This is a genomic window from Pseudomonas sp. CP-1 (assembly GCF_021213715.1).
In the GTDB taxonomy this organism is placed as follows: domain Bacteria; phylum Pseudomonadota; class Gammaproteobacteria; order Pseudomonadales; family Pseudomonadaceae; genus Pseudomonas; species Pseudomonas aeruginosa.
The window spans coordinates 102,741-123,227 of sequence record NZ_JAJQKY010000014.1; the positions used below are offsets into that span (position 1 = coordinate 102,741).

18 protein-coding genes are annotated in these 20,487 nt (G+C 68.8%); 6 read left to right on the top strand and 12 right to left on the bottom strand.

Annotation, left to right across the window (positions count from 1 at the left end):
• The first annotated feature begins 40 nt into the window (after positions 1-40).
• Positions 41-1,204, top strand: coding sequence for an alcohol dehydrogenase-like regulatory protein ErcA (gene ercA, locus LT948_RS24025; RefSeq protein ID WP_003088548.1), 1,164 nt, complete (start codon positions 41-43; stop codon positions 1,202-1,204).
• Positions 1,188-2,972: a PAS domain-containing hybrid sensor histidine kinase/response regulator gene (locus tag LT948_RS24030; RefSeq protein WP_003139741.1), complete on the top strand. Its 1,785-nt coding sequence runs from the start codon at positions 1,188-1,190 to the stop codon at positions 2,970-2,972. The genes ercA and LT948_RS24030 overlap by 17 nt, the downstream gene beginning before the upstream one ends.
• On the opposite strand, the gene LT948_RS24035 is transcribed toward LT948_RS24030, so the two are convergent.
• The 6 genes from LT948_RS24035 to LT948_RS24060 form a co-directional block, all read right to left on the bottom strand.
• Entirely contained in the window at positions 2,917-4,125 is a 1,209-nt protein-coding gene (locus tag LT948_RS24035; protein WP_033995580.1) for an MFS transporter, read from the bottom strand. The genes LT948_RS24030 and LT948_RS24035 overlap by 56 nt on opposite strands.
• Before the next feature lie 124 nt (positions 4,126-4,249).
• Positions 4,250-4,813, bottom strand: a complete 564-nt coding sequence (locus tag LT948_RS24040) for a putative glycolipid-binding domain-containing protein (protein WP_003088555.1) — start codon at positions 4,811-4,813, stop codon at positions 4,250-4,252.
• Positions 4,810-5,166, bottom strand: coding sequence for an MmcQ/YjbR family DNA-binding protein (locus LT948_RS24045; protein WP_003111913.1), 357 nt, complete (start codon positions 5,164-5,166; stop codon positions 4,810-4,812). Before LT948_RS24045 ends, LT948_RS24040 begins: the two co-directional genes overlap by 4 nt.
• 18 nt (positions 5,167-5,184) lie before the next feature.
• Complete coding sequence (locus tag LT948_RS24050) at positions 5,185-5,463, bottom strand: peptidylprolyl isomerase (protein WP_023099661.1); 279 nt, start codon at positions 5,461-5,463, stop codon at positions 5,185-5,187.
• Positions 5,464-5,520: 57 nt separating this feature from the next.
• Positions 5,521-7,476 (bottom strand): acetoacetate--CoA ligase, encoded by a 1,956-nt coding sequence (locus LT948_RS24055; RefSeq protein WP_023095752.1) that lies wholly within the window; start codon positions 7,474-7,476, stop codon positions 5,521-5,523.
• Between the two features lie 67 nt (positions 7,477-7,543).
• Positions 7,544-8,464: a LysR family transcriptional regulator gene (locus LT948_RS24060; protein ID WP_003120214.1), complete on the bottom strand. Its 921-nt coding sequence runs from the start codon at positions 8,462-8,464 to the stop codon at positions 7,544-7,546.
• Between the two features lie 131 nt (positions 8,465-8,595).
• Here LT948_RS24060 and LT948_RS24065 point away from each other — a divergent pair, with 131 nt between their 5' ends.
• From LT948_RS24065 to LT948_RS24080, 4 genes are all read left to right on the top strand, one after another.
• The gene (locus LT948_RS24065) at positions 8,596-9,294 is read left to right on the top strand and encodes a CoA transferase subunit A (RefSeq protein WP_003088566.1); all 699 of its coding nucleotides are present in this window, start codon (positions 8,596-8,598) and stop codon (positions 9,292-9,294) included.
• A 34-nt stretch (positions 9,295-9,328) separates the two neighbouring features.
• Positions 9,329-9,985, top strand: a complete 657-nt coding sequence (locus LT948_RS24070; protein WP_003088567.1) for a CoA transferase subunit B — start codon at positions 9,329-9,331, stop codon at positions 9,983-9,985.
• Between the two features lie 149 nt (positions 9,986-10,134).
• Entirely contained in the window at positions 10,135-11,316 is a 1,182-nt protein-coding gene (locus LT948_RS24075) for an acetyl-CoA C-acetyltransferase (protein WP_033995578.1), read from the top strand.
• A 212-nt stretch (positions 11,317-11,528) separates the two neighbouring features.
• Entirely contained in the window at positions 11,529-12,953 is a 1,425-nt protein-coding gene (locus LT948_RS24080; RefSeq protein ID WP_003088572.1) for a short-chain fatty acid transporter, read from the top strand.
• A gap of 190 nt (positions 12,954-13,143) precedes the next feature.
• On the opposite strand, the gene bdhA is transcribed toward LT948_RS24080, so the two are convergent.
• From bdhA to fahA, 6 genes are all read right to left on the bottom strand, one after another.
• Positions 13,144-13,914: a 3-hydroxybutyrate dehydrogenase gene (gene bdhA / locus LT948_RS24085; protein ID WP_023097704.1), complete on the bottom strand. Its 771-nt coding sequence runs from the start codon at positions 13,912-13,914 to the stop codon at positions 13,144-13,146.
• A 33-nt stretch (positions 13,915-13,947) separates the two neighbouring features.
• Complete coding sequence (locus LT948_RS24090) at positions 13,948-15,339, bottom strand: GntP family permease (RefSeq protein WP_003088575.1); 1,392 nt, start codon at positions 15,337-15,339, stop codon at positions 13,948-13,950.
• A gap of 276 nt (positions 15,340-15,615) precedes the next feature.
• Positions 15,616-17,046 (bottom strand): sigma-54-dependent transcriptional regulator HbcR, encoded by a 1,431-nt coding sequence (gene hbcR, locus LT948_RS24095; protein WP_003139728.1) that lies wholly within the window; start codon positions 17,044-17,046, stop codon positions 15,616-15,618.
• 68 nt (positions 17,047-17,114) lie between these two features.
• A complete protein-coding gene (locus LT948_RS24100; protein ID WP_003088580.1) occupies positions 17,115-18,467 on the bottom strand; it encodes an MFS transporter in 1,353 nt (450 codons plus the stop codon).
• Between the two features lie 84 nt (positions 18,468-18,551).
• Positions 18,552-19,190 (bottom strand): maleylacetoacetate isomerase, encoded by a 639-nt coding sequence (maiA, locus tag LT948_RS24105; protein ID WP_003128823.1) that lies wholly within the window; start codon positions 19,188-19,190, stop codon positions 18,552-18,554.
• A complete protein-coding gene (fahA, locus tag LT948_RS24110; protein WP_003111363.1) occupies positions 19,187-20,485 on the bottom strand; it encodes a fumarylacetoacetase in 1,299 nt (432 codons plus the stop codon). The genes maiA and fahA overlap by 4 nt, the downstream gene beginning before the upstream one ends.
• Positions 20,486-20,487: the final 2 nt, after the last annotated feature.

The following is a 20,487-nucleotide window of genomic DNA, read 5'->3' on the forward strand; positions in this document are numbered from 1 at the left end:
CTGCCGGCAATGTCCGATAACAATAAGAATGGTCTGTCAGATGAGCCACGACCTCAGCCAACTGCGTAAATTCGTCTCGCCCGAGATCATCTTCGGCGCCGGCTGCCGGCACAGCGTCGCCAACTACGTGAAGACCTTCGGTGCGCGCAAGGTCCTGCTGGTCTCCGACCCCGGCGTGCTCGCCGCCGGCTGGGTCGCCGATATCCAGGCAAGCCTGGAGGGGCAGGGCATCGACTATTGTCTGTATACCGACGTTTCGCCCAACCCCCGGGTCGACGAGGTGATGCTCGGCGCCGAGTTCTATCGCAGCGAGGGCTGCAACGTGATCGTCGCGGTGGGCGGCGGCAGCCCGATGGATTGCGCCAAGGGCATCGGCATCGTCGCCGCCCATGGCCGCAGCATCCTCGAGTTCGAAGGCGTCGACCGGCTGCGGGTGCCGAGTCCGCCGCTGATCCTGATCCCGACCACCGCCGGGACTTCGGCGGACGTCTCGCAGTTCGTGATCATTTCCAACCAGGACGAGCGCATGAAGTTCTCCGTGGTGAGCAAGGCGGTTGTGCCTGACGTCTCGCTGATCGACCCGGAAACCACGTTGACCATGGATCCCTTCCTTTCGGCCTGTACCGGCATCGATGCACTGGTACACGCCATCGAGGCGTTCGTCTCCACCGGCCACGGGCCGCTGACCGATCCCCACGCGCTGGAAGCGATGCGCCTGATCGATGGCAATCTGGTACAGATGATCGCCAACCCCGGCGACATCGCCCTGCGCGAGAAGATCATGCTCGGGAGCATGCAGGCCGGGCTGGCCTTCTCCAACGCCATCCTCGGCGCGGTGCATGCCATGTCGCACAGCCTCGGCGGCTATCTCGACCTGCCCCACGGCCTGTGCAACGCGGCGCTGGTCGAACACGTGGTGGCGTTCAACTACAGCGCCGCGCCGGAACGCTTCAAGGTGATCGCCGAGACCTTCGGCATCGATTGCCGCGGTCTGACCCAGGGGCAGGTCCGCCAGCGCCTGGTGGACCACCTGATCGCCTTCAAGCACGCCGTGGGTTTCCACGAGAGCCTCGCCCTGCACGGGGTCGGCAGCTCCGACATTCCTTTCCTCTCGCGCCACGCGATGCAGGACCCGTGCATCCTTACCAACCCGCGCGAGTCGAGCCAGCGCGATGTCGAGGTGGTCTATGGCGAGGCCCTCTGAGCAGCAGCAGGAGGCCCTGGCCGGGTTGCTCGGCCTGGGCAGCCACTCCGCGCGCAAGAGCCACTACCCGGAGCTGCTGGCGCGCCTGGAGGAGCTGGAGGCCGAGCGCAACCGCTACAAATGGCTGTTCGAGCACGCGGTGCACGGCATCTTCCAGGCCAGCCTCGGCCAGGGGCTGCGCGCCGCCAATCCGGCGCTGGCGCAGATGCTCGGCTACGACGATCCGCAACAGGTGCTCTGGTCGCTGGAGGACATGGCCGGGCAACTGTTCGTCGGCGGCGAGGCCGAGATGCGACGGATCCGCGCGCTGCTGCGCGAGCGCGGCGGCCTGTTCGGCTACGAGACGCGCCTCTGGCGCAGGGACGGCAGTCACATCGAGGTATTGATGAACCTGCTGCTCAGGCACGACGAGGAAGAATTGGTCGAAGGTTTTGTCGCCGACATCACCGAGCGGGTCCAGGCCCAGCAGCGCCTGCAGACCATGAACGAGGAGCTGGAGCGGCGGGTAGCCGAGCGCACCCACGAGCTGGAAGAGCTCAACCGCCAGTTGCGCCAGGCGCGCGACGCCGCCGAAGCCGCCAACCACAGCAAGGACAAGTACCTCGCCGCCGCCAGCCACGACCTGCTGCAACCGCTCAACGCGGCGCGGCTGCTGGTCGACACCCTGCGTGAGCGGGGCCTGCCGGCCGCCGAACTGCAACTGGTGGAGCGCACCCACCTGGCCCTGGAAGGCGCCGAGACCTTGCTCACCGACCTGCTGGAAATCGCCCGGCTCGACCAGAGCGCGATCCGTCCGGACCTGGACGACTATTCCCTCGACGAACTGCTCGCTCCGCTGGCCTCGGAGTTCGAGGAAGTCGCGCGTGCCGCCGGCCTGGCCCTGCGTGCGCGGATCCCACGACTGGCAGTGCGCACCGACGCGCGCCTGCTGTCGCGGATCCTGCGCAACTTGCTCAGCAACGCCTGCCGCTACACCGAGCGCGGCAGCGTGCTGCTGGGCGCGCGCCGGCGTGGCGGCAAGGTACGCCTGGAGGTATGGGACACTGGCCGGGGCATCCCCGCCGACCAGTTGCAGGCGATCTTCCTCGAGTTCAACCAACTGGACGCCGGGCGCGCTTCCGAGCGCCGTGGCGTCGGGCTCGGGTTGGCCATCGTCGACCGTATCGCCGGCATCCTCGGCTACCGCATCGAGGTGCATTCGACTCCCGGCCGAGGCTCGCTGTTCGCCATCGAGGTGCCGCTGGTCCGCAAGCCAGCGCGGCCAGTGCCCGGCGAGGCGACTGCGCGGCTTTCGGCCGGCGATCCGCTGCCGGGACGGCGGCTGCTGGTGGTGGACAACGAGACCGAGATTCTCTTCAGCATGTCCGCGCTGCTCGGCCAGTGGGGCTGCGAGGTGCTTACCGCCACCGACCTGGAAGGCGCGCGCAAGGCGCTCGATGGCCGCGCGCCGGATGCGATCCTGGTCGACTACCACCTGGACCACGGCGCTACCGGTTGCCAGTTGCTGGGCGCCTTGCGCGAGGACTACGGCGCGGAGATCGCCGCGGTGATGATCACCGCCGACCGCAGCGACGATTGCCGCCGCGCGCTGGCCCGCCTGGGCGTGCCGCTGCTCAACAAGCCGCTGAAGCCCGGCAAGTTGCGCGCGGCGCTAAGCGCCTTGCTCGGCGAGGCCCAGGGCGCTCCCCGCGGCGCCGGAGAAGGTGCAGGTCCTAGCCCGGCCGGCGGCTGCGTCGGTGCAGCGCAATGGCCAGGGCCAGCCCGCTGAGCGAGGCCAGGCAGGCGAAGAGGAACATCGAGCGGAAGCCGAACAGGTTGGCGACGAAGCCCACCAGCGGCCCGGTGATGCCCAGCGACAGGTCGACGAACAGCGAGTAGGCGCCCAGCGCCGCGCCACGGTTGGAAGCCGGTACCAGGTTCACCGCTTCCACGCCGAACGCCGGGAACACCAGGGAGAAGCCGAAGCCGGTGAGGGCCGCGCCGGCCAGGCCGACCCAGGGATTCGGCGCGCTCCACAGCAACAGCAGGCCGAGGCTTTCGACGCCGAGGCAGATGATCGCCACGCGGAAGCCGCCGAGCCGGTTGATGCTATTGGCGAACAACAGCCGGGCGCCGATGAAGCAACCGCCGAAGGCACTCAGGCAGAGCACTGCGTTGGCCCAGCCACGGCTGGCGTAGTAAAGGGTGATGAAGGTGGCGATGGTGCCGAAGCCGATCGCCCCCAGCGCCAGGCCCATACCGTGCGGGGTGACCCGGCCGAGCACATGGTGGAACGGCAGTCGCTCGCCGTGCACCAGCGGCGCCGGCAACTTCGGCCAGGCCAGGGCGAAGCCGAGCGCCCCGAGCAGGACGATGGACGCGCCCATGCTCCACAGCCCCAGCCACTGCACCAGCAGCACCCCTAGCGGCGCCCCGAGGGCGATGGCGCCGTAGCTGGCGATGCCGTTCCAGGAAATCACCTTGGCGGTGTGCGGCGCGCCGACCCGGCCGATGCCCCAGCCGATCGCCGCCGAGCCGACCAGGCTTTCCGCCGCGCCGAGTACCAGGCGGCCGACCAGCAGGCTGGCCAGGCTCAGCGCCGGCCAGCCCTGGATCGCCACCGAGAGCAGCATGAACAGCCCGCTCGCGGCGCTGCCGGCCATGCCGTAGAGCACCGCGCGCTTCGGCCCGAGCCCGTCGATGACGCGCCCGGCGTAGGGCCGGGCGAGCAGGGTGGCGAGGTACTGCAGGCTGATCACCAGGCCGGCCAGCACCGAGCCGTAGCCGAGGTCGTCGTGCACGTAGCCGGGCAGCACCGCCAGCGGGATGCCGATGGTCAGGTAGCCGATGAAGGTGAACATCACCACCGAGACGATCTGCAGGGTGACGTTCTGCCGGGCGCTGTCCTGCGCCGGCGGGGTGGGGCGGATATCGATGGACATGTGGGAAACGCGGTCGCAGTGGGTTGTCGCGGTCCGCCATGATGACCGTTGCGGATGACGAATGAAAGCAGGCTAACGGATTCGCCGGGCTATCGGCGACGCGCGGAGCCCGGCGCTAGCGCGTTCAGAGACGCTGGAAGAGACCCGGGTAGTCGATCACCAGGCCCTGTTCGTCCACCAGCAGTACCGCCTTGAACGCGCTGCCTTCGAGGTTCTCGTAGAGGTAGTGGCTGGCGTCCAGGCGGGTGTATGCCTGGCGCATGCTACGCGGCTCCAGGGCCGGGGCCTCGATGTAGAGCGCGCGGATTTCCGCGCGCTGGCCATCGGCCAGGCCCAGGCGGCGGATCGGGAAGGTGTTGGTGAAGGGGCTTGGCCAAATATCGATGTCCAGGCAACCGTCGAATGCCGGTAGCGCTTCGCCGTCGCCGTCCTGCCAGTGGCCGCGGCCATCGGCGAGCAGGTGCAGCTTGCGCACCCCGGTTTCGCTTTCGACGTGGAACACCGCCTCACGCAGATGCCAGTCGGCGTCCCAGCGCAGCCGGTAGTCCAATTGGTAGGGCAGGCCGCTGCGTTCGTCCGGCGCGCGCAACTGGCTTTCCGCCTGGTCGTCCTCCAGGCGCAGGGCCTCCCAGCTGGACGACGGCGAGCGCCACAGGCCGGCCCAGGTGTACAGACGGTCGCGACTCATGCGTCGAGTACCAGGCCGAGGCGCTGGCGCTTGGGCAGGCGCGCCACCACCAGTTGATGGGAACGGACCAGGGCCTCGCGCAACTCCGCCGCCTTCATCGGGTAGGGGCGGGCCATGACGATCCAGTGCGCGCGCGCCAGGTAGGGCGCCGGACGGATGCCGGGGCGGTCGACATAGCCGAGGAACAGCTCGCTGCCGACCTTGAAGGCCAGGCCGCCGTCCTTGTCGACGAAGTCGAGGATGGCGAACATCTTGTTGCCGGCCACCGAGAACACCCGGTTCGAACCCCACTTGAGGTCTTCCCGGGCGCCGGGCAGTTGCAGGCAGAAGGCGGCGATCTGGTCGGCGGTCATGGACGCTCCGGTGGCGGTTCAGTCGCGGAAATACACTTCCAGGAGATGGTAGCCGAACTGGCTCTTCAGCGGACCCTGGAGCACGCCCACGGGTTTCCTGAAGATGGCATTGTCGATGGACCTGACCATCTGCCCCGGACGCACCTCGCCGAGGTCGCCGCCGCGCTTGCCGGACGGGCAGGTCGAATGCTTCTTCGCCAGTGTGGCGAAGTCCTCGCCCCTGGCCAGGCGCTGCTTCAGTTGGGCGGCCTCGGCTTCGGTCTTGACCAGGATGTGGCGGGCCATGGCGACGGGCATGGGATTACCTTTTGCGGTAGCACGGAACGCGCATTCTAGCCCAGGCTCGCCGCGGCTTCAGTCGCGCAGTTCGGCGAGGTCGCGATAAAGCTCCAGCGCCTGCGGATTGGCCAGGGCGTCGGTGTTCTTCACCGGGCGGCCGTGGATCACGTTGCGCACCGCAAGCTCGACGATCTTGCCGCTCAGGGTGCGCGGGATATCGGCGACCTGGATGATCTTCGCCGGTACGTGGCGCGGCGTGGCGTTGGCGCGGATGGTCTGGCGGATGCGTTCGCGCAGCGGCTCGTCGAGTCGCACGCCGTCGCGCAGGCGGACGAACAGCAGCACACGCACATCGCCCTGCCAGTCCTGGCCGATGGCGATGGACTCGAGGACTTCCTCGACCTTTTCCACCTGGCGGTAGATTTCCGCGGTGCCGATGCGCACGCCGCCGGGATTGAGCACCGCGTCGGAGCGGCCGTGGATGACCAGCCCGCCGTGGGCGGTTTCCTCGGCGTAGTCGCCATGGGCCCAGACGCCGGGAAAGCTGGCGAAGTAGGCGTCGTGGAACCTGGTGCCATCCGGGTCGTTCCAGAAGCCCAGCGGGATCGACGGGAAATGCCGGGTGCAGACCAGCTCGCCCTTGCCGCTGGCGAGGCGGCGGCCGTCGTCGTCCCAGATTTCCACGGCCATGCCCAGCGCCTTGCATTGCAGTTCGCCGCGCCACACCGGCAGCACCGGGTTGCCGATGGCGAAGCAGGAAACGATGTCGGTGCCGCCGGAGATCGACGACAGGCAGAGGTCGCTCTTCAGCTCGCGGTAGACGTAGTCGAAGCTTTCGTGGGCCAGCGGCGAACCGGTGGAGAGCAGTGTCCTCAGGCTGTCCAGGCGGTGGCTGTGGCGCGGGCGCACGCCGGCCTTCTCGAGCGCCGCCAGGTACTTGGCGCTGGCGCCGAACACGGCGATGTCCTCGGCGTCGACGAGGTCCAGCAGGCGCTCGGGGCCGGGGTGGAACGGCGAGCCGTCATAGAGCACCAGGCTGGCGCCCACCGCCAGGCCGGAGGCCAGCCAGTTCCACATCATCCAGCCGCAGGTGGTGTAGTAGAACAGCCGGTCGCCGTCGCCCAGGTCGGTGTGCAGGCCGTGCTCCTTGAGATGTTGCAGGAGCACGCCGCCGGTGGCATGGACGATGCACTTGGGGACTCCGGTGGTGCCCGACGAATAGAGGATGTACAGCGGCTGCTCGAAGGGCACCGGGGTGAAGACCGGCTCGCCCTCGGCCTGGTAGAACCCGTCCCACAGCGCGACCCGCGCCTGGCAGCGGTAGTCCTGCGGCTGCGCCTGCGGACGGTCGTAGGGCACCACCAGCAGTTGCTCCAGGCCGGGCAGGCCGGCGAGCACCTCGTTGAGCTTGGCGGTCAGGTCCAGCGACTTGCCGGCGTAGCGGTAGCCGGCGCAGGCGATCAGCACCCGCGGTTCGATCTGGCCGAAGCGGTCGATCACGCCCTGGGTGCCGAAATCCGGCGAGCAGCTCGACCAGGTGGCGCCGAGGCTGGCGGTGGCGAGCATGCCGACCACGGTCTGCCAGGTGTTCGGCATCAGCGCGGCGACCCGGTCGCCGGGGCCTATGCCCAGGGCGGCGAGGCGCTTCTGCAGGCCCGCCACGTGACGGGCCAGTTCGGCGTGGCTGAGCACCTCGCGGCGACCGTCTTCGCTCACCGCGATCAGCGCCGGGGCATCATCGCGGCGGCGCAGCAGGTGTTCGGCGAAATTCAGCGTGGCGCCGGGAAACCAGCGCGCCGAGGGCATCTGCGTGCCTTCCTCGAGGACCGCACGCGGCGGTTGCTGGAAGCGCACCTCGAAGAAGTCGACGATGGCCTGCCAGAACGCCTCGCGCCGCTCCACGCTCCAGGCATGCAGCGCCGGGTAGTCGGCCAGACCGAGGGCATGGCGCTGGTTGACGAAGCGCCGGAAGGCCTCCATGCGACTGGCGGCGATGCGTTCGGCGGAAGGGCTCCAGAGCGGTGCGGGCATGGCGTGTCCGTCCTTGTTGTTGTTCCGGGACATGCAGGAAGCATAACCGGACCCGCCGCTGCCTGCCTCACTCCGTGGACTGGTCCTGCGGCAGCGCCAGCGAGCGCCAGTCGGTGCCATGCAGCAGCACGTCGCTGAGGGCCTGGGCGGCGGTGGACAGCTTGTGCTCGCTCAGCCGCAGCAGGCCGACCCGTCGCTGCACCTGCGGCGCGTAGAGCGGCAGGCAGCGCGCGCCGAGTTCCTGCATCTGCTGGATGCACAGGGTCGGCACGGCGCTGACACCGAGTCCCTGGGCGACCATCCGCCCGACCGTGACCAGTTGGTGGCTCTCGAACGCCACCGGCAAGCGGCCGTGCTCGGCGGCCACGCTTTCTTCCAGGAGCAGGCGCACCGCCGAGGGGCGTTGCAGGGTAATGAAGGGCTCGCCGAGCAGTTCGCGCCAACTGACCCGCTCCTGCCCGGACAGCGGCGAGCCGGCCGGCACCACGGCGACGAAGCGGTCGCTGTAGAACGGGGTGAACTCGAGGTTTTCCAGGGACTCCGGCTCGAAGGCGATGCCCAGCTCGACGCGTCGGTTGCGGACCATCTCCAGCACCTGCTCGTTGATCACGTCGTGCACCGCCACGTTGACCCGCGGGTGGCGTTCGCGAAAGGTCTTCAAGACCAGCGGCAGCAGGTTGCCGGCGAAGGAGGGCATGGCGGCGATGGAGACCTTGCCCAGTTGCAGGGTGAAGTGCTGGCGCAGCAATTCCTCGGTATTGTCCCAGTCGGCCAGCAGGCGCAGCGCCAGCGGCAGCAGGGTCTCGCCCTCGGGGGTGAGGCTGACGCTGCGGGTGGTACGTTCCAGCAGCGGACCGCCGAGGCTTTCCTCCAGGCTCTTGATCGCCAGGCTCAGGGCCGGCTGGGAGAGGTGCAGGCGTTCGCCGGCCTGGGCGAAGCTGAGGCTCTGCGCCACGGCGAGGAAGGCGCGCAACTGCTTGACGGTCATTTATTTGTTTTTCTCATCAATGGATTGGAAAAACAAACTTAACAAATCAGTCCGCAGCGGAGAAGCTCTGTGCGACCCGGCAGTCAGACTGCCGCACGCACAATCACAAGAGCCGGAAGAGGCACAGCAGCATGAGCGGACTCGACAAGCGAGTAGGCAGTTACGAAGAGGCCCTCGAAGGCCTGACCGACGGCATGACCGTCCTCGCCGGGGGCTTCGGCCTCTGCGGGATTCCCGAGAACCTGATCGCGGAAATCCGCCGGCGCGGGGTCAGGGACCTCACGGTGGTCTCGAACAACTGCGGCGTCGACGGTTTCGGCCTCGGCGTGCTGCTGGAAGACCGGCAGATCCGCAAGATGATCGCCTCCTACGTCGGCGAGAACGCCCTGTTCGAGCAACAACTGCTCAGTGGCGAGCTGGAAGTCGAACTGACCCCGCAAGGCTCGCTGGCCGAGAAGATCCGCGCCGGCGGCGCCGGCATCCCGGCCTTCTTCACCGCCACCGGCTACGGCACCCCGGTCGCCGAGGGCAAGGAGGCGCGCGAGTTCAATGGCCGCCACTACATCCTCGAGCCGGCCATCACCGGCGACTTCGCCATCGTCAAGGGCTGGAAGGCCGACCATTTCGGCAACGTCGTCTATCGCCACACCGCGCAGAACTTCAATCCGCTGGTCGCCACCGCCGGGCGCATCACGGTGGTCGAGGTGGAGGAGATCGTCGAGCCCGGCGAACTGGACCCGACGCAGATCCACACCCCCGGCATCTACGTCGACCGGATCATCCAGGGTCGCTTCGAGAAACGCATCGAGAAACGCACGCTGCGCGCCTGACGGCGGCCGCTACAACGACAAGAGGTTTCCCCAGATGGCACTTACCCGCGAACAGATGGCGCAGCGCGTGGCGCGCGAATTGAAGGACGGCTACTACGTCAACCTCGGCATCGGCATCCCGACCCTGGTGGCCAACTACGTGCCGGAGGGCATCGACGTCATGCTCCAGTCGGAGAACGGCCTGCTCGGCATGGGCGCGTTTCCCAGCGAGGCGGAAGTCGACGCCGACATGATCAACGCCGGCAAGCAGACCGTGACCGCCCGCGTCGGCGCGTCGATCTTCGACTCGGCGCAGTCCTTCGCCATGATCCGTGGCGGCCACGTCGACCTCACCGTGCTCGGTGCCTTCGAGGTGGACGTGCGCGGCAACATCGCCTCCTGGATGATCCCCGGCAAGCTGGTCAAGGGCATGGGCGGCGCCATGGACCTGGTGGCCGGCGCCGAGAACATCATCGTCACCATGACCCACGCCTCCAAGGACGGCGAGTCCAAGCTGCTGCCGTACTGCACCCTGCCGCTGACCGGTTGCGGCTGCATTCGCAAGGTGCTCACCGACCTGGCCTACCTGGAGATCGAGGACGGCGCTTTCATCCTCCGCGAGCGCGCCCCCGGGGTCAGCGTCGAGGAGATCGTGGCGAAGACCGCCGGCAAGCTGATCGTCCCCGAGCACGTGCCGGAAATGAGTTTCTGAATCGCGGCCCGCGCGGCCGGCGCCTCCACGCAAGGCGCCGGCCGCGCGGACCGTCCTTTCCAGAGGGCGTAGGATAGGAGGCTGTCGCACCGCCTACGTCCACCCGCAGCGATTCGGCCCGGCCACGGGCGAATCCAGGAGAACCATCCATGCAAGACGTCGTCATCGTCGCCGCTACCCGTACCGCCGTCGGCAGCTTCCAGGGCTCGCTGGCCGGCATTCCCGCCCCCGAGCTGGGCGCCGCGGTGATCCGCCGCCTGCTCGAACAGACCGGTCTCGATGCCGGCCAGGTCGACGAAGTGATCCTCGGCCAGGTGCTCACCGCCGGGTCCGGGCAGAACCCGGCGCGCCAGGCGGCGATCAAGGCCGGCCTGCCGGTCGGCGTGCCGGCCATGACCCTGAACAAGGTCTGCGGCTCCGGCCTCAAGGCCCTGCACCTGGGCGCCCAGGCGATCCGCTGCGGCGACGCCGAGGTGATCGTCGCCGGCGGCCAGGAGAACATGAGCCTGGCGCCCTACGTCATGCCCGGCGCCCGCACCGGCCTGCGCATGGGCCATGCGAAGCTGGTCGACAGCATGATCGAGGACGGCCTGTGGGACGCCTTCAACGACTACCACATGGGCATCACCGCCGAGAACCTGGCGGAGAAGTACGGCCTGACCCGCGAGGAGCAGGACGCCTTCGCCGCCGCTTCGCAGCAGAAGGCCATCGCCGCCATCGAGGGCGGGCGCTTCCGCGACGAGATCACGCCGATCCAGGTCCCGCAGCGCAAGGGCGAGCCGCTGAGCTTCGACACCGACGAGCAGCCGCGCGCCGGCACCACCGTCGAGGCCCTGGCCAAGCTCAAGCCGGCCTTCAGGAAGGACGGCAGCGTCACCGCCGGCAACGCCTCCAGCCTCAACGACGGCGCCGCCGCGGTATTGCTGATGAGCGCAGCCAAGGCCAAGGCCCTGGGCCTGCCGGTGCTGGCGCGGATCGCCAGCTACGCCAGCGCCGGGGTCGACCCGGCGATCATGGGCATCGGCCCGGTCTCCGCCACCCGTCGCGCGCTCGACAAGGCCGGCTGGAGCCTGGAGCAACTGGACCTGATCGAGGCCAACGAGGCCTTCTCCGCGCAGTCCCTGGCGGTGGGCCGGGAGCTGGGCTGGGATGCCGCCAGGGTCAACGTCAACGGTGGCGCCATCGCCCTTGGCCACCCGATCGGCGCGTCCGGCTGCCGGGTGCTGGTGACCCTGCTGTACGAGATGATCCGTCGCGACGCGAAGAAGGGTCTCGCCACCCTGTGCATCGGCGGCGGGCAGGGCGTCGCCCTGACCCTGGCCCGCGACTGATCCATCGACCTGCCGCTCGCGGCGTGATCGCGCCATGTCCTTTCGCGGGGGCATGGCGCGCTCGTGTCCAGGGAACGAGCGGCGGACGGCCTTGACCGTCCGACCGGCCCCGTACCGTTCCGCCCCTCGGGACGGCCGGGTGCCCAGGGAGCCGTAGCACACACAGGCGGCCCCGTAGTCGCCGAATAACAATAAAACCGAGAGAATCCGCGATGACCGCTATCCTTCCCATCCAAGAAAGCCGCTCCGCGCGCTTCGCCATGCGTTGCTCGAACTGGGCCGAGCGCTGGTTTCCCGACTCCTGGGTGTTCGCCGCCCTGGCCATCCTCATCGTCAGCCTGGCCGCGCTGGCCATGGGCGCCGGACCGACCGCCACGGCGAAAGCCTTCGGCGACGGTTTCTGGAGCCTGATCCCGTTCACCATGCAGATGGCCTTCGTGGTCATCGGCGGCTATGTGGTGGCCAGTTCAGGCCCCGCCTCGCGTCTCATCGACCTGCTCGCGCGGGTGCCGAAGAATGGCCGCTCGGCGGTCTGCTGGGTGGCGCTGGTGTCGATGCTCGCCTCGCTGCTCAACTGGGGCCTCAGCCTGGTCTTCGGCGGCCTGCTGGTACGCGCCCTGGCGCGCCGCAGCGACCTGCGCATGGACTACCGCGCCGCCGGCGCCGCGGCCTACCTCGGGCTGGGCGCGGTGTGGGCGCTGGGCCTGTCGTCGTCGGCCGCGCAGTTGCAGGCCAACCCGGCCAGCCTGCCACCGTCGATCCTGGCGATCACCGGGGTGATCCCGTTCACCGAGACCATCTTCCTCTGGCAGTCCGGGGTCATGCTGCTGGCGCTGATCCTGGTCTCGCTGGTGATCGCCTACATGACCGCGCCGAGCGCCGCCAGCGCCCGCGACGCCAAGGATTGCGGGGTCGACGTGAGCTTCACCGCTCCGGCCAGGCTGGCGCCGACCCGGCCCGGCGAGTGGCTGGAGCACAGCCCGTTGCTGATCATCCTGCTGGTACTGCTGGCCGGTGGCTGGCTGGTCCACGAGTTCTCGACCAAGCCGGCGATCCTGGCGATCTCCGGGTTGAACACCTATAACCTGCTGTTCCTGATGCTCGGCGCGTTGCTGCACTGGCGCCCGCGCAGCTTCCTCGACGCGGTGGCGCGCGCGGTGCCGACCACCACCGGGGTGCTGATCCAGTTCCCGCTGTACGGCTCGATCGCGGCGATCATGACCACGGTCAACGGCAGCGACGGCGAGACCCTGGCCCACCATATCTCGACCTTCTTCGTACAGATCGCCTCCCACGACACCTACGCGCTGCTGATGGGCGTGTACTCGGCGGTGCTGGGCTTCTTCATTCCCTCCGGCGGCGGCAAGTGGATCATCGAGGCGCCGTACGTGATGCAGGTAGCCAACGAGCTGCAATACCACCTCGGCTGGGCGGTGCAGATCTACAACGCCGCCGAAGCGCTGCCGAACCTGATCAACCCGTTCTACATGCTGCCGTTGCTCGGCGTGCTGGGGCTGAAGGCGCGCGACCTGATCGGCTTCTCGTTCGTCCAGTTGCTGGTGCATATCCCGCTGGTGCTGGTGCTGCTCTGGGCCCTGGGCAGCACCCTGGCGTACATCCCGCCGGTGATGCCGTAGCGCATCGCCACCCCCGATAACTTCCTCTCCCTTCAGGGAGAAGGGTGGGGAGAGGGTAGCCGCGCCGGGAAACGAGGTATCGGCGGATAACGCCTGTGGCGTTATCCGCCCTACGCAATGGGGCGGGCGAACTCCGGATGGTTCCCTCTCCCTTCAGGGAGAGGGGCTGGGGAGAGGCTGGCCGCCCCGGCTACTGCGCCACCCAGCCGCCATCCATGTTCCAGGCCGCGCCGCGCACCTGGTCGGCGGCTTCGCTGCAGAGGAACAGCGTCAGCCCGCCGAGTTGCTCGGGGGTGACGAAGGCCAGCGAGGGTTGTTTTTCCGCCAGCAGGTCGTGTTCCGCCTGTTCGGGCGAGACGCCCTCGGCGATGCGCGCGTCGATCTGCTTCTGCACCAGCGGGGTCAGCACCCAGCCGGGGCAGATGGCGTTGCAGGTCACCGGCGTGCGCGCCGTTTCCAGCGCCACGCTCTTGGTCAGGCCGAGCACGCCATGCTTGGCGGCGACGTAGGCGCTCTTCCCGGCCGAGGCGACCAGGCCGTGGGTCGAGGCGATGTTGACGATCCGCCCCCAGCCGCGCGCGAGCATGCCCGGCAGGGCCAGGCGGGTGGTATGGAACACCGAGGACAGGTTGATCGCGATGATCGCGTCCCAGCGTTCCATGGGGAATTCCTGTACCGGCGCCACGTACTGGATGCCGGCGTTGTTGACGAGGATGTCGACGCCGCCGAAGGTCCGCTCGGCGAAGGCCATCAGTTCGCCGATCTGCTCCGGGCTGGAGAGGTCGGCCGGGTGGTGCTCTGCGCGCACGCCGTGGGCGCGGACCTGCGCCAGCGCCGCGTCGACCTCGCCGAAGCCGTTGAGGAGCAGGTCGGCGCCGGCCTCGGCCAGGCTCAGGGCGATGCCCAGGCCGATGCCGCTGGTGGAACCGGTGACCAGGGCGGTCTTGCCTTTCAGGGTCATGCTGTTTCTCCCGCTGGATGAAAAAAGGGCGGATCAGACCAGGCCGGTGGCGTAGAACAGTCCGATGACGAAGAACACCGCCAGGGTCTTGATCAGGGTAATGCCGAAAATGTCCTTGTACGCCTCCCGATGGGTCAGGCCGGTGACCGCCAGGAGGGTGATCACCGCGCCGTTGTGCGGCAGGGTATCCATCCCGCCGCTGGCCATGGCGGCGACCCGGTGGAGGACTTCCAGGGGGATCTGCGCGGCGTTGGCGGCGGCGATGAAGGTATCGGACATCGCCGCCAGGGCGATGCTCATGCCGCCCGACGCGGAACCGGTGATGCCGGCCAGCAGGGTGACGGTGATCGCTTCGTTGACCAGCGGATTGGGAATGCTCTTGAGCGCGTCGGCCAGCACCAGGAAGCCCGGCAGCGAGGCGATCACCGCACCGAAGCCGTATTCCGAGGCGGTGTTCATCGCCGCCAGCAGCGAGCCGGCCACCGCGCTGCGGGTGCCTTCGGCGAGGCGGCTGCGGATCGCCGCGAAGCCGCTCGCCAGCACCAGCAGGATGCCCAGCAGCAGGGCCGCCTGCACTGCCCAGATCGCGGTGAGCTTGCCGACCTCGGTCTGCAACGGCGTGGCCATGCCGGCCAGTTGCAGGGTATGGACCTGGCCGTACCATTGCGGGATCCAGTGGGTGAACAGCAGGTTGGCGACCCCGACCAGCACCAGCGGCGAGAGCGCCAGCCAGGGATTCGGCAGGCGCAGGTCATCGGCGGTCTCCGGCTCGTTGCGCAGGTCGCTGCCGTAGCCTTCGCCGTTGCGCCGCGCCTTGTTCGCCTGGCGTCGCAGGTAGAGCATGCCCACGGCGAAGACGAACAGCGCGCCGAGGGTGCCGAGCCAGGGCGCGGCCCAGGCGTGGGTGCCGAAGAAGGTCGAGGGGATGATGTTCTGGATCTGCGGGGTGCCGGGCAGCGCGTCCATGGTGAAGGAAAACGCGCCGAGGGCGATGGTCGCCGGAATCAACCGCTTGGGGATGTCGCTCTGGCGGAACATCTCCGCGGCGAACGGGTAGACCGCGAACACCACCACGAACAGCGAGACGCCGCCGTAGGTGAGCAGCGCGCAGACCAGTACGATCACCAGCATCGCCTGGCGGGTGCCGAGCAGGCGGATCGCCGCCGCGACGATGGAGCGGGAGAAGCCGGCCAGCTCGATCAGCTTGCCGAACACCGCGCCAAGCAGGAAAACCGGGAAGTAAAGCTTGATGAAACCGACCATCTTCTCCATGAACACCCCGGTGAAGGTCGGCGCGACCGCGCTGGGATCGGTGAGCAGGACGGCGCCGAGGGCGGCGAGGGGGGCGAACAGGATGACGCTGTAGCCCCGGTAGGCGGCCAGCATCAGCAGGCCCAGGGCGGCAAGGGCGATGATCACGCTCATCGGGCATATCTCCACGGCGCTGCGGGGCGCGCTTCGCATGGGGAAGGCGCTCCGGGCCTGTTTCTTGTTGTCGAACGGTGCGGGCACCGGCGTGACGGCCTGGAACGGGGCAGGGCCGTCGGAAAGGCACGTTGCGATAACCGTGCCAGGCCCCAGAGTCGCGGTTTTCGCGGGCTGCGGCGAGACGAAGGGGAGCGTGGGGAATAGCGTTGTCTCAAAATGGAGACGTAATCGAGCGAAAGTTCCGTGGCTATGCAGGTCTCAGTTCGTCTCTATTTAGAGATGGGTCCCGTTATCGAGACGCATGCCCAGCGCCACGATCTTCTTGTACAGGGTCGAGCGACCCAGGCCCAGGCGTTTCGCCGCTTCCACCACATTGCCGGCACTCTGCGCCAGGGCCCGTCCGATCAGGTCGCGCTCGAAGGCTTCGCGGGCCTGTTGGAAATCCCCGACCGGCCTGTCGTCCGCCGCTCGAGGCAGCTCCGGCAGCGGTTGCAGGGGGCCCAGCGCCGCGCCGAGGGCGGCGGCGTCCAGCAACGGTTGGTCGGCCAGCAGCAGCGCGCGTTCCAGCACGTTGCGCAGTTCGCGGACGTTGCCCGGCCAGGCATGCCGGGCGAGCAGCGCCAGGGCGTCGCCGCCGAGTTCGTGGAGACGCCCGTGGTCGAGGCTGTCGAGGATCGACTCGCAGAGCGCCGGGAGGTCGTCCAGGCGCTGGCGCAACGGTGGGATCTCGATCGGCAGGACGTTCAGCCGGTAGTAGAGGTCAGCGCGGAAACGGCCTTCGCGCATCGCCTGCTGCAGGTCGATGGAAGTGGCGGCGACCAGGCGGATGTCGCTGCGGATCACTTCGTTGGAACCCACCGCTTCGAACTCTTTCTCCTGTAGCACGCGCAACAGCTTGCCTTGCAAGGCCAGCGGCATGTCGCCGATCTCGTCGAGGAACAACGTGCCGCCCTGGGCCACCTGCAACTTGCCTGGCCGGCCCTTGCGCTCGGCACCGGTGAAGGCCCCCGGGGCGGTACCGAAGAATTCGGCCTCCAGCAGGCTTTCCGGGATCGCCGCGGCGTTCACGCTGACGAAGGCCTTGTGCGCCCGCGGCGAAGCGCTGTGGATGGCGTGGGCGAGCAGTTCCTTGCCGGTGCCGGTCTCGCCGAGCAACAGCACCGGCGCTTCGCTGGCCGCGCCACGACGGGCGCGGCGCTTGACTTCCAGGCTGGCCGGACTGGTGCCGACGAAGTGGCTGAAGCTGTACTTGGCCTGGCGCGCCTGCAATTGCGAGCGGGTCGAGGCCAGTTCGCGCTGCATGCTCAGGTAGCGGGTCACCAGCGGCGACAGCGAACGCAGTTCGTCGAGCAGGGCGAAGCCGATGGCGCCGATCACCTCGCCGGCGTCGTCGTGGATCGGCAGGCGCATCACCACCAGCGGGTCCTTCGCGCTGTCCATCATGTCCAGCAGGATCGGCTTGCCGCTGCGTACCACCTCGCGCAGCAGGCTACCGGGGATCACGCTTTCGCAGGGCCGGCCGATAGCCTGCGCCGGGTCGGCGAGGCCGAAACGCTGGGCGTAGCGCTGGTTGATCCAGACGATGCGGGCCTCGCGGTCGACGATCACCGTGCCTTCGCTGGAGCCTTCGACGATCTCGAACAGCGAACGGATCGCCTGCTGGCGTACGCGTTGGTAATCCTGGAGGCTGTCGGCGTCGTTCATCGGCGGCTCCTGCGGCGGACGGCGAAACGGGCCGCCACTGTAGCCGGGAAGCCGCTCGCGGTGAAGGCTCAGGATTCCTCGACGGCCAGCGCGGCGGCGCTTTCCCGCTGCGCCTGGGCGGCGGGCGAGCGGACCTGGAGGATCAGTAGCGCGGCGAGCCCGGCGGGAATCGCCGCAAGCATGAAGATGTTCTCCACGGATATGTGCATGCCCAGCAGCAGGCTGCCGAACAGTGGGCCGAGGATCGAACCGAAGCGGCCCACGCCCAGCGCCCAGCCGGTGCCGGTGGCGCGTACCTGGGCCGGGTAGAAGTTGCTGGCGAAGGCGTTCAGGGTCAACTGCCCGCCGATGATGCAGAAGCCGGCGGCGAAGACGAACGCCAGCAGCCAGCGCGGCTGGTCGTGGTTGAGGCCGAGGAGCAGGGTGAACAGCGCGGCGCCGGCGAGAATCGCCGCCAGCAGGCGGACCTTGCTGCGCAGGCGGTCGGCGAGCCAGGCCAGGAGCATCGCGCCGAGGGTGCCGGCGAAGAGGAACATCGAGGTCGCCAGGTTCGCCGCATTGCGTGTCAGGCCGCTTTCCTGGAGCAGCGAGGGCAGCCAGCTGACCATGAAGTAGAGCAGGATCAGGCTGACGAAGAAGGTCGCCCAGAGCAGCAGGGTCGGCCGCGCGTAACCGTGGCGGAACAGCTCCAGCACGGTCAGGCTCGCCGCCGGCTCGGCGTCGGCCTGTGCCGGCGGCGGCTGCCAGCCCGGCGCCATGCGCTCGCTGAGCTGGCGTAGGCGGGCATAGGGCGGTGCGTCGCGGAGCAGGCGCGGCAGCGACTCCGGCAGGAACAGGAGGAGGAAGGGGAACAGCAGCAACGGGGTGACGCCGCCGGCGAGGAACACCGCCTGCCAGCCGAAGCCGTCCATGAAGGCGGCGGCGACGAAACCGCCGGCGGCGCCGCCGAAGGAGAAACCGCAGGCCGCCAGGGTGACCATCAGGGTACGCAGGCGCGGTGGCGAATACTCGGCCATCAGCGCCATGGCGCTGGGCATCGCCCCGCCCATTCCGATGCCGCAGACGAAGCGCGCCAGCATCAGGCTTTCCAGGGAACCGGCGAAGACCATCAGGACGGTCAGGCTGGCGTAGATCAGCACGCAGCAGAGCAGCACCCGGCGGATGCCGAAGCGGTCCGCCAGCGGCGTCACCAGCAGCGAACCGACGGTCAGGCCGAACAGGTTGGCGCTGAACACCGGGCCGAACGCGGCCTTGTCCAGGCCCCATTCCTGGGCCAGGGTCGGCACCACGTAGCCGAGCACCTGGGCATCGTAGCCATCGGTGACCAGCAACAGGGCGAGGAGCAGCAGCAACAGCCACTGGTAGCGGGACACGGGGCGCGCGTCGAGCGCCGCGCGAAAGCTGGCGATCTGGTTGTGCATCGCAAGGTACCTGAGGTTCTTATTGGTGATGGGGCGTCCGGCGGACGCCCCCCTTTATCTTCAGGAGCGGGACTCTGCGGTCCCTCAGGCGGCCGGGGTGTCCGGCTGGTTGGCCGGATGGGCCTGGCGGAACGCCGGATGGGCGGCGGCCAGGTCGGCGACCCGGCGGATCCGTGGCCAGGCGTCCAGCGCCACGCCGAAGCGCTCGGCGGCGTAGAGCTGCGGGACCAGGTAGACGTCGGCCAGGCCTGGCCGGTCGCCGAAGCACCAACCCTGGTCGCCGATCAGTTGCTCGACGGCGGCGAGACCCTGGCCGACCCAGTGGCCGATCCACTGCCGGACCTGCTCTTCGTCGTGTCCCCACTGGCGCAGCAGGTTGAGCACGCTGGCGTTGTGCAACGGGTGGATGTCGCAGCCGACCAGCGCCGCGACTCCGCGCTCGTGGGCGCGGCGCAGCGGATCGCTGGAGAGCAGGGCGGGGTGCGGGTAGCGCTCCTCGAGGTACTCGATGATCGCCGGCGACTGGATCAGCAGCTCGCCCTCGTCGACCTGCAGGGCCGGTACGCGGCCCTGCGGGTTGAGCGCCAGGTAGGCGGGTTGGCGGTGTTCGCCGCCGTCGCGGACCAGGTTGACCGGCAGCGACTGGTAGTCCAGCCCCTTCAGCGCCAGGGCGATGCGCACCCGGTAGGAGGAGGTGGAACGGTAGTAGGTATAGAGCTTCATCCGCGCGCCCCCGGATGGGCCGCGAGCACTTTGCCGCGACATTCGCCGAAACCGATCGAGACGTGTCCCTCGCGCTTGCAGCGGGCGCGGAGGATGACCTCGTCGCCGTCCTCGAGGAAGCGCCGGGTCTCGCCGGAGGCCAGTTGCACCGGCTGCTTGCCGCCAGCGGTGATCTCCAGCAGCGAGCCGAACTGGCCGGGCTCGGCGCCGGACAGGGTGCCGGAGCCGAACAGGTCGCCGGGCTGCAACTGGCAGCCATTGACGCTGTGGTGGGCGACCATCTGCGCCACCGTCCAGTACATGCTCAGGCTGTTGCTCAGGGTCAGGCGCTGCGGCGGCAGGCCTTTCTCGCGCAGGCCCTCGGTGAGCAGCAGGACCTCCAGCTCGATGTCGAAGGCGCCGTGGGCCTGGTCGTTGTCGTCGTAAAGATACGGCAGCGGCCGCGGGTCGCCTTCGGGGCGCGCTGGCTGGGCGCGGCGGAACGGCTCCAGGGCTTCGGCGGTGACCACCCAGGGCGAAACGCTGGTGATGAAGCTCTTCGACAGGAACGGGCCGAGCGGCTGGTATTCCCAGGCCTGGATGTCGCGCGCCGACCAGTCGTTGAGCAGACAGAAGCCGGCGATGTGCTCGGCGGCGCGGGAAACCGGGATGGCTTCGCCGAGGGCGTTGCCCTGGCCGATCCAGATGCCTAGCTCCAGTTCGTAGTCCAGACGCGCACAGGGACCGAACACCGGCTCGCTGGCGCCGGCCGGCAGGGTCTGGCCGTTGGGCCGGCGCACTTCGCTGCCGGAGACGCGCACGGTCGAGGCGCGGCCGTGGTAGCCGATGGGCACGTGCTTGTAGTTGGGCAGCAGCGGGTTGTCCGGGCGGAACAGCTTGCCGACGTTCTCGGCATGGCGGATGCCGACGTAGAAGTCGGTGTAGTCGCCGATCCTGGCCGGTAGGTGCATTTGGCACTCGGCGGCCGCATGGAGCAGCTCCGGGCGCTCCGCGGCGCCTTCGCCGAGCAGCTCCAGCAGGCGCTGGCGCAGCGCCACGCGGGCCGGTTTGCCGAGGGCGAAGAAGGCGTTCAGCGCGCCGCCGCGGGTGGCTTCGGCGGCTTCGCCGGCGGCCCCCTCGAACAGGCCGGCGGCCAGCGCCGCGTCCAGGTCGAGGATCGAGTCGCCGATGGCCACGCCGCAACGCGGGCTCAGGCCGGCACGGCTGAAGATGCCCAGCGGCAGGTTTTGCAGGGGAAAGTCGGCATGCCCATTGGCGGAGGCGACCCAGCTACGAGTGGGGGTTGGCTGGTTCATGG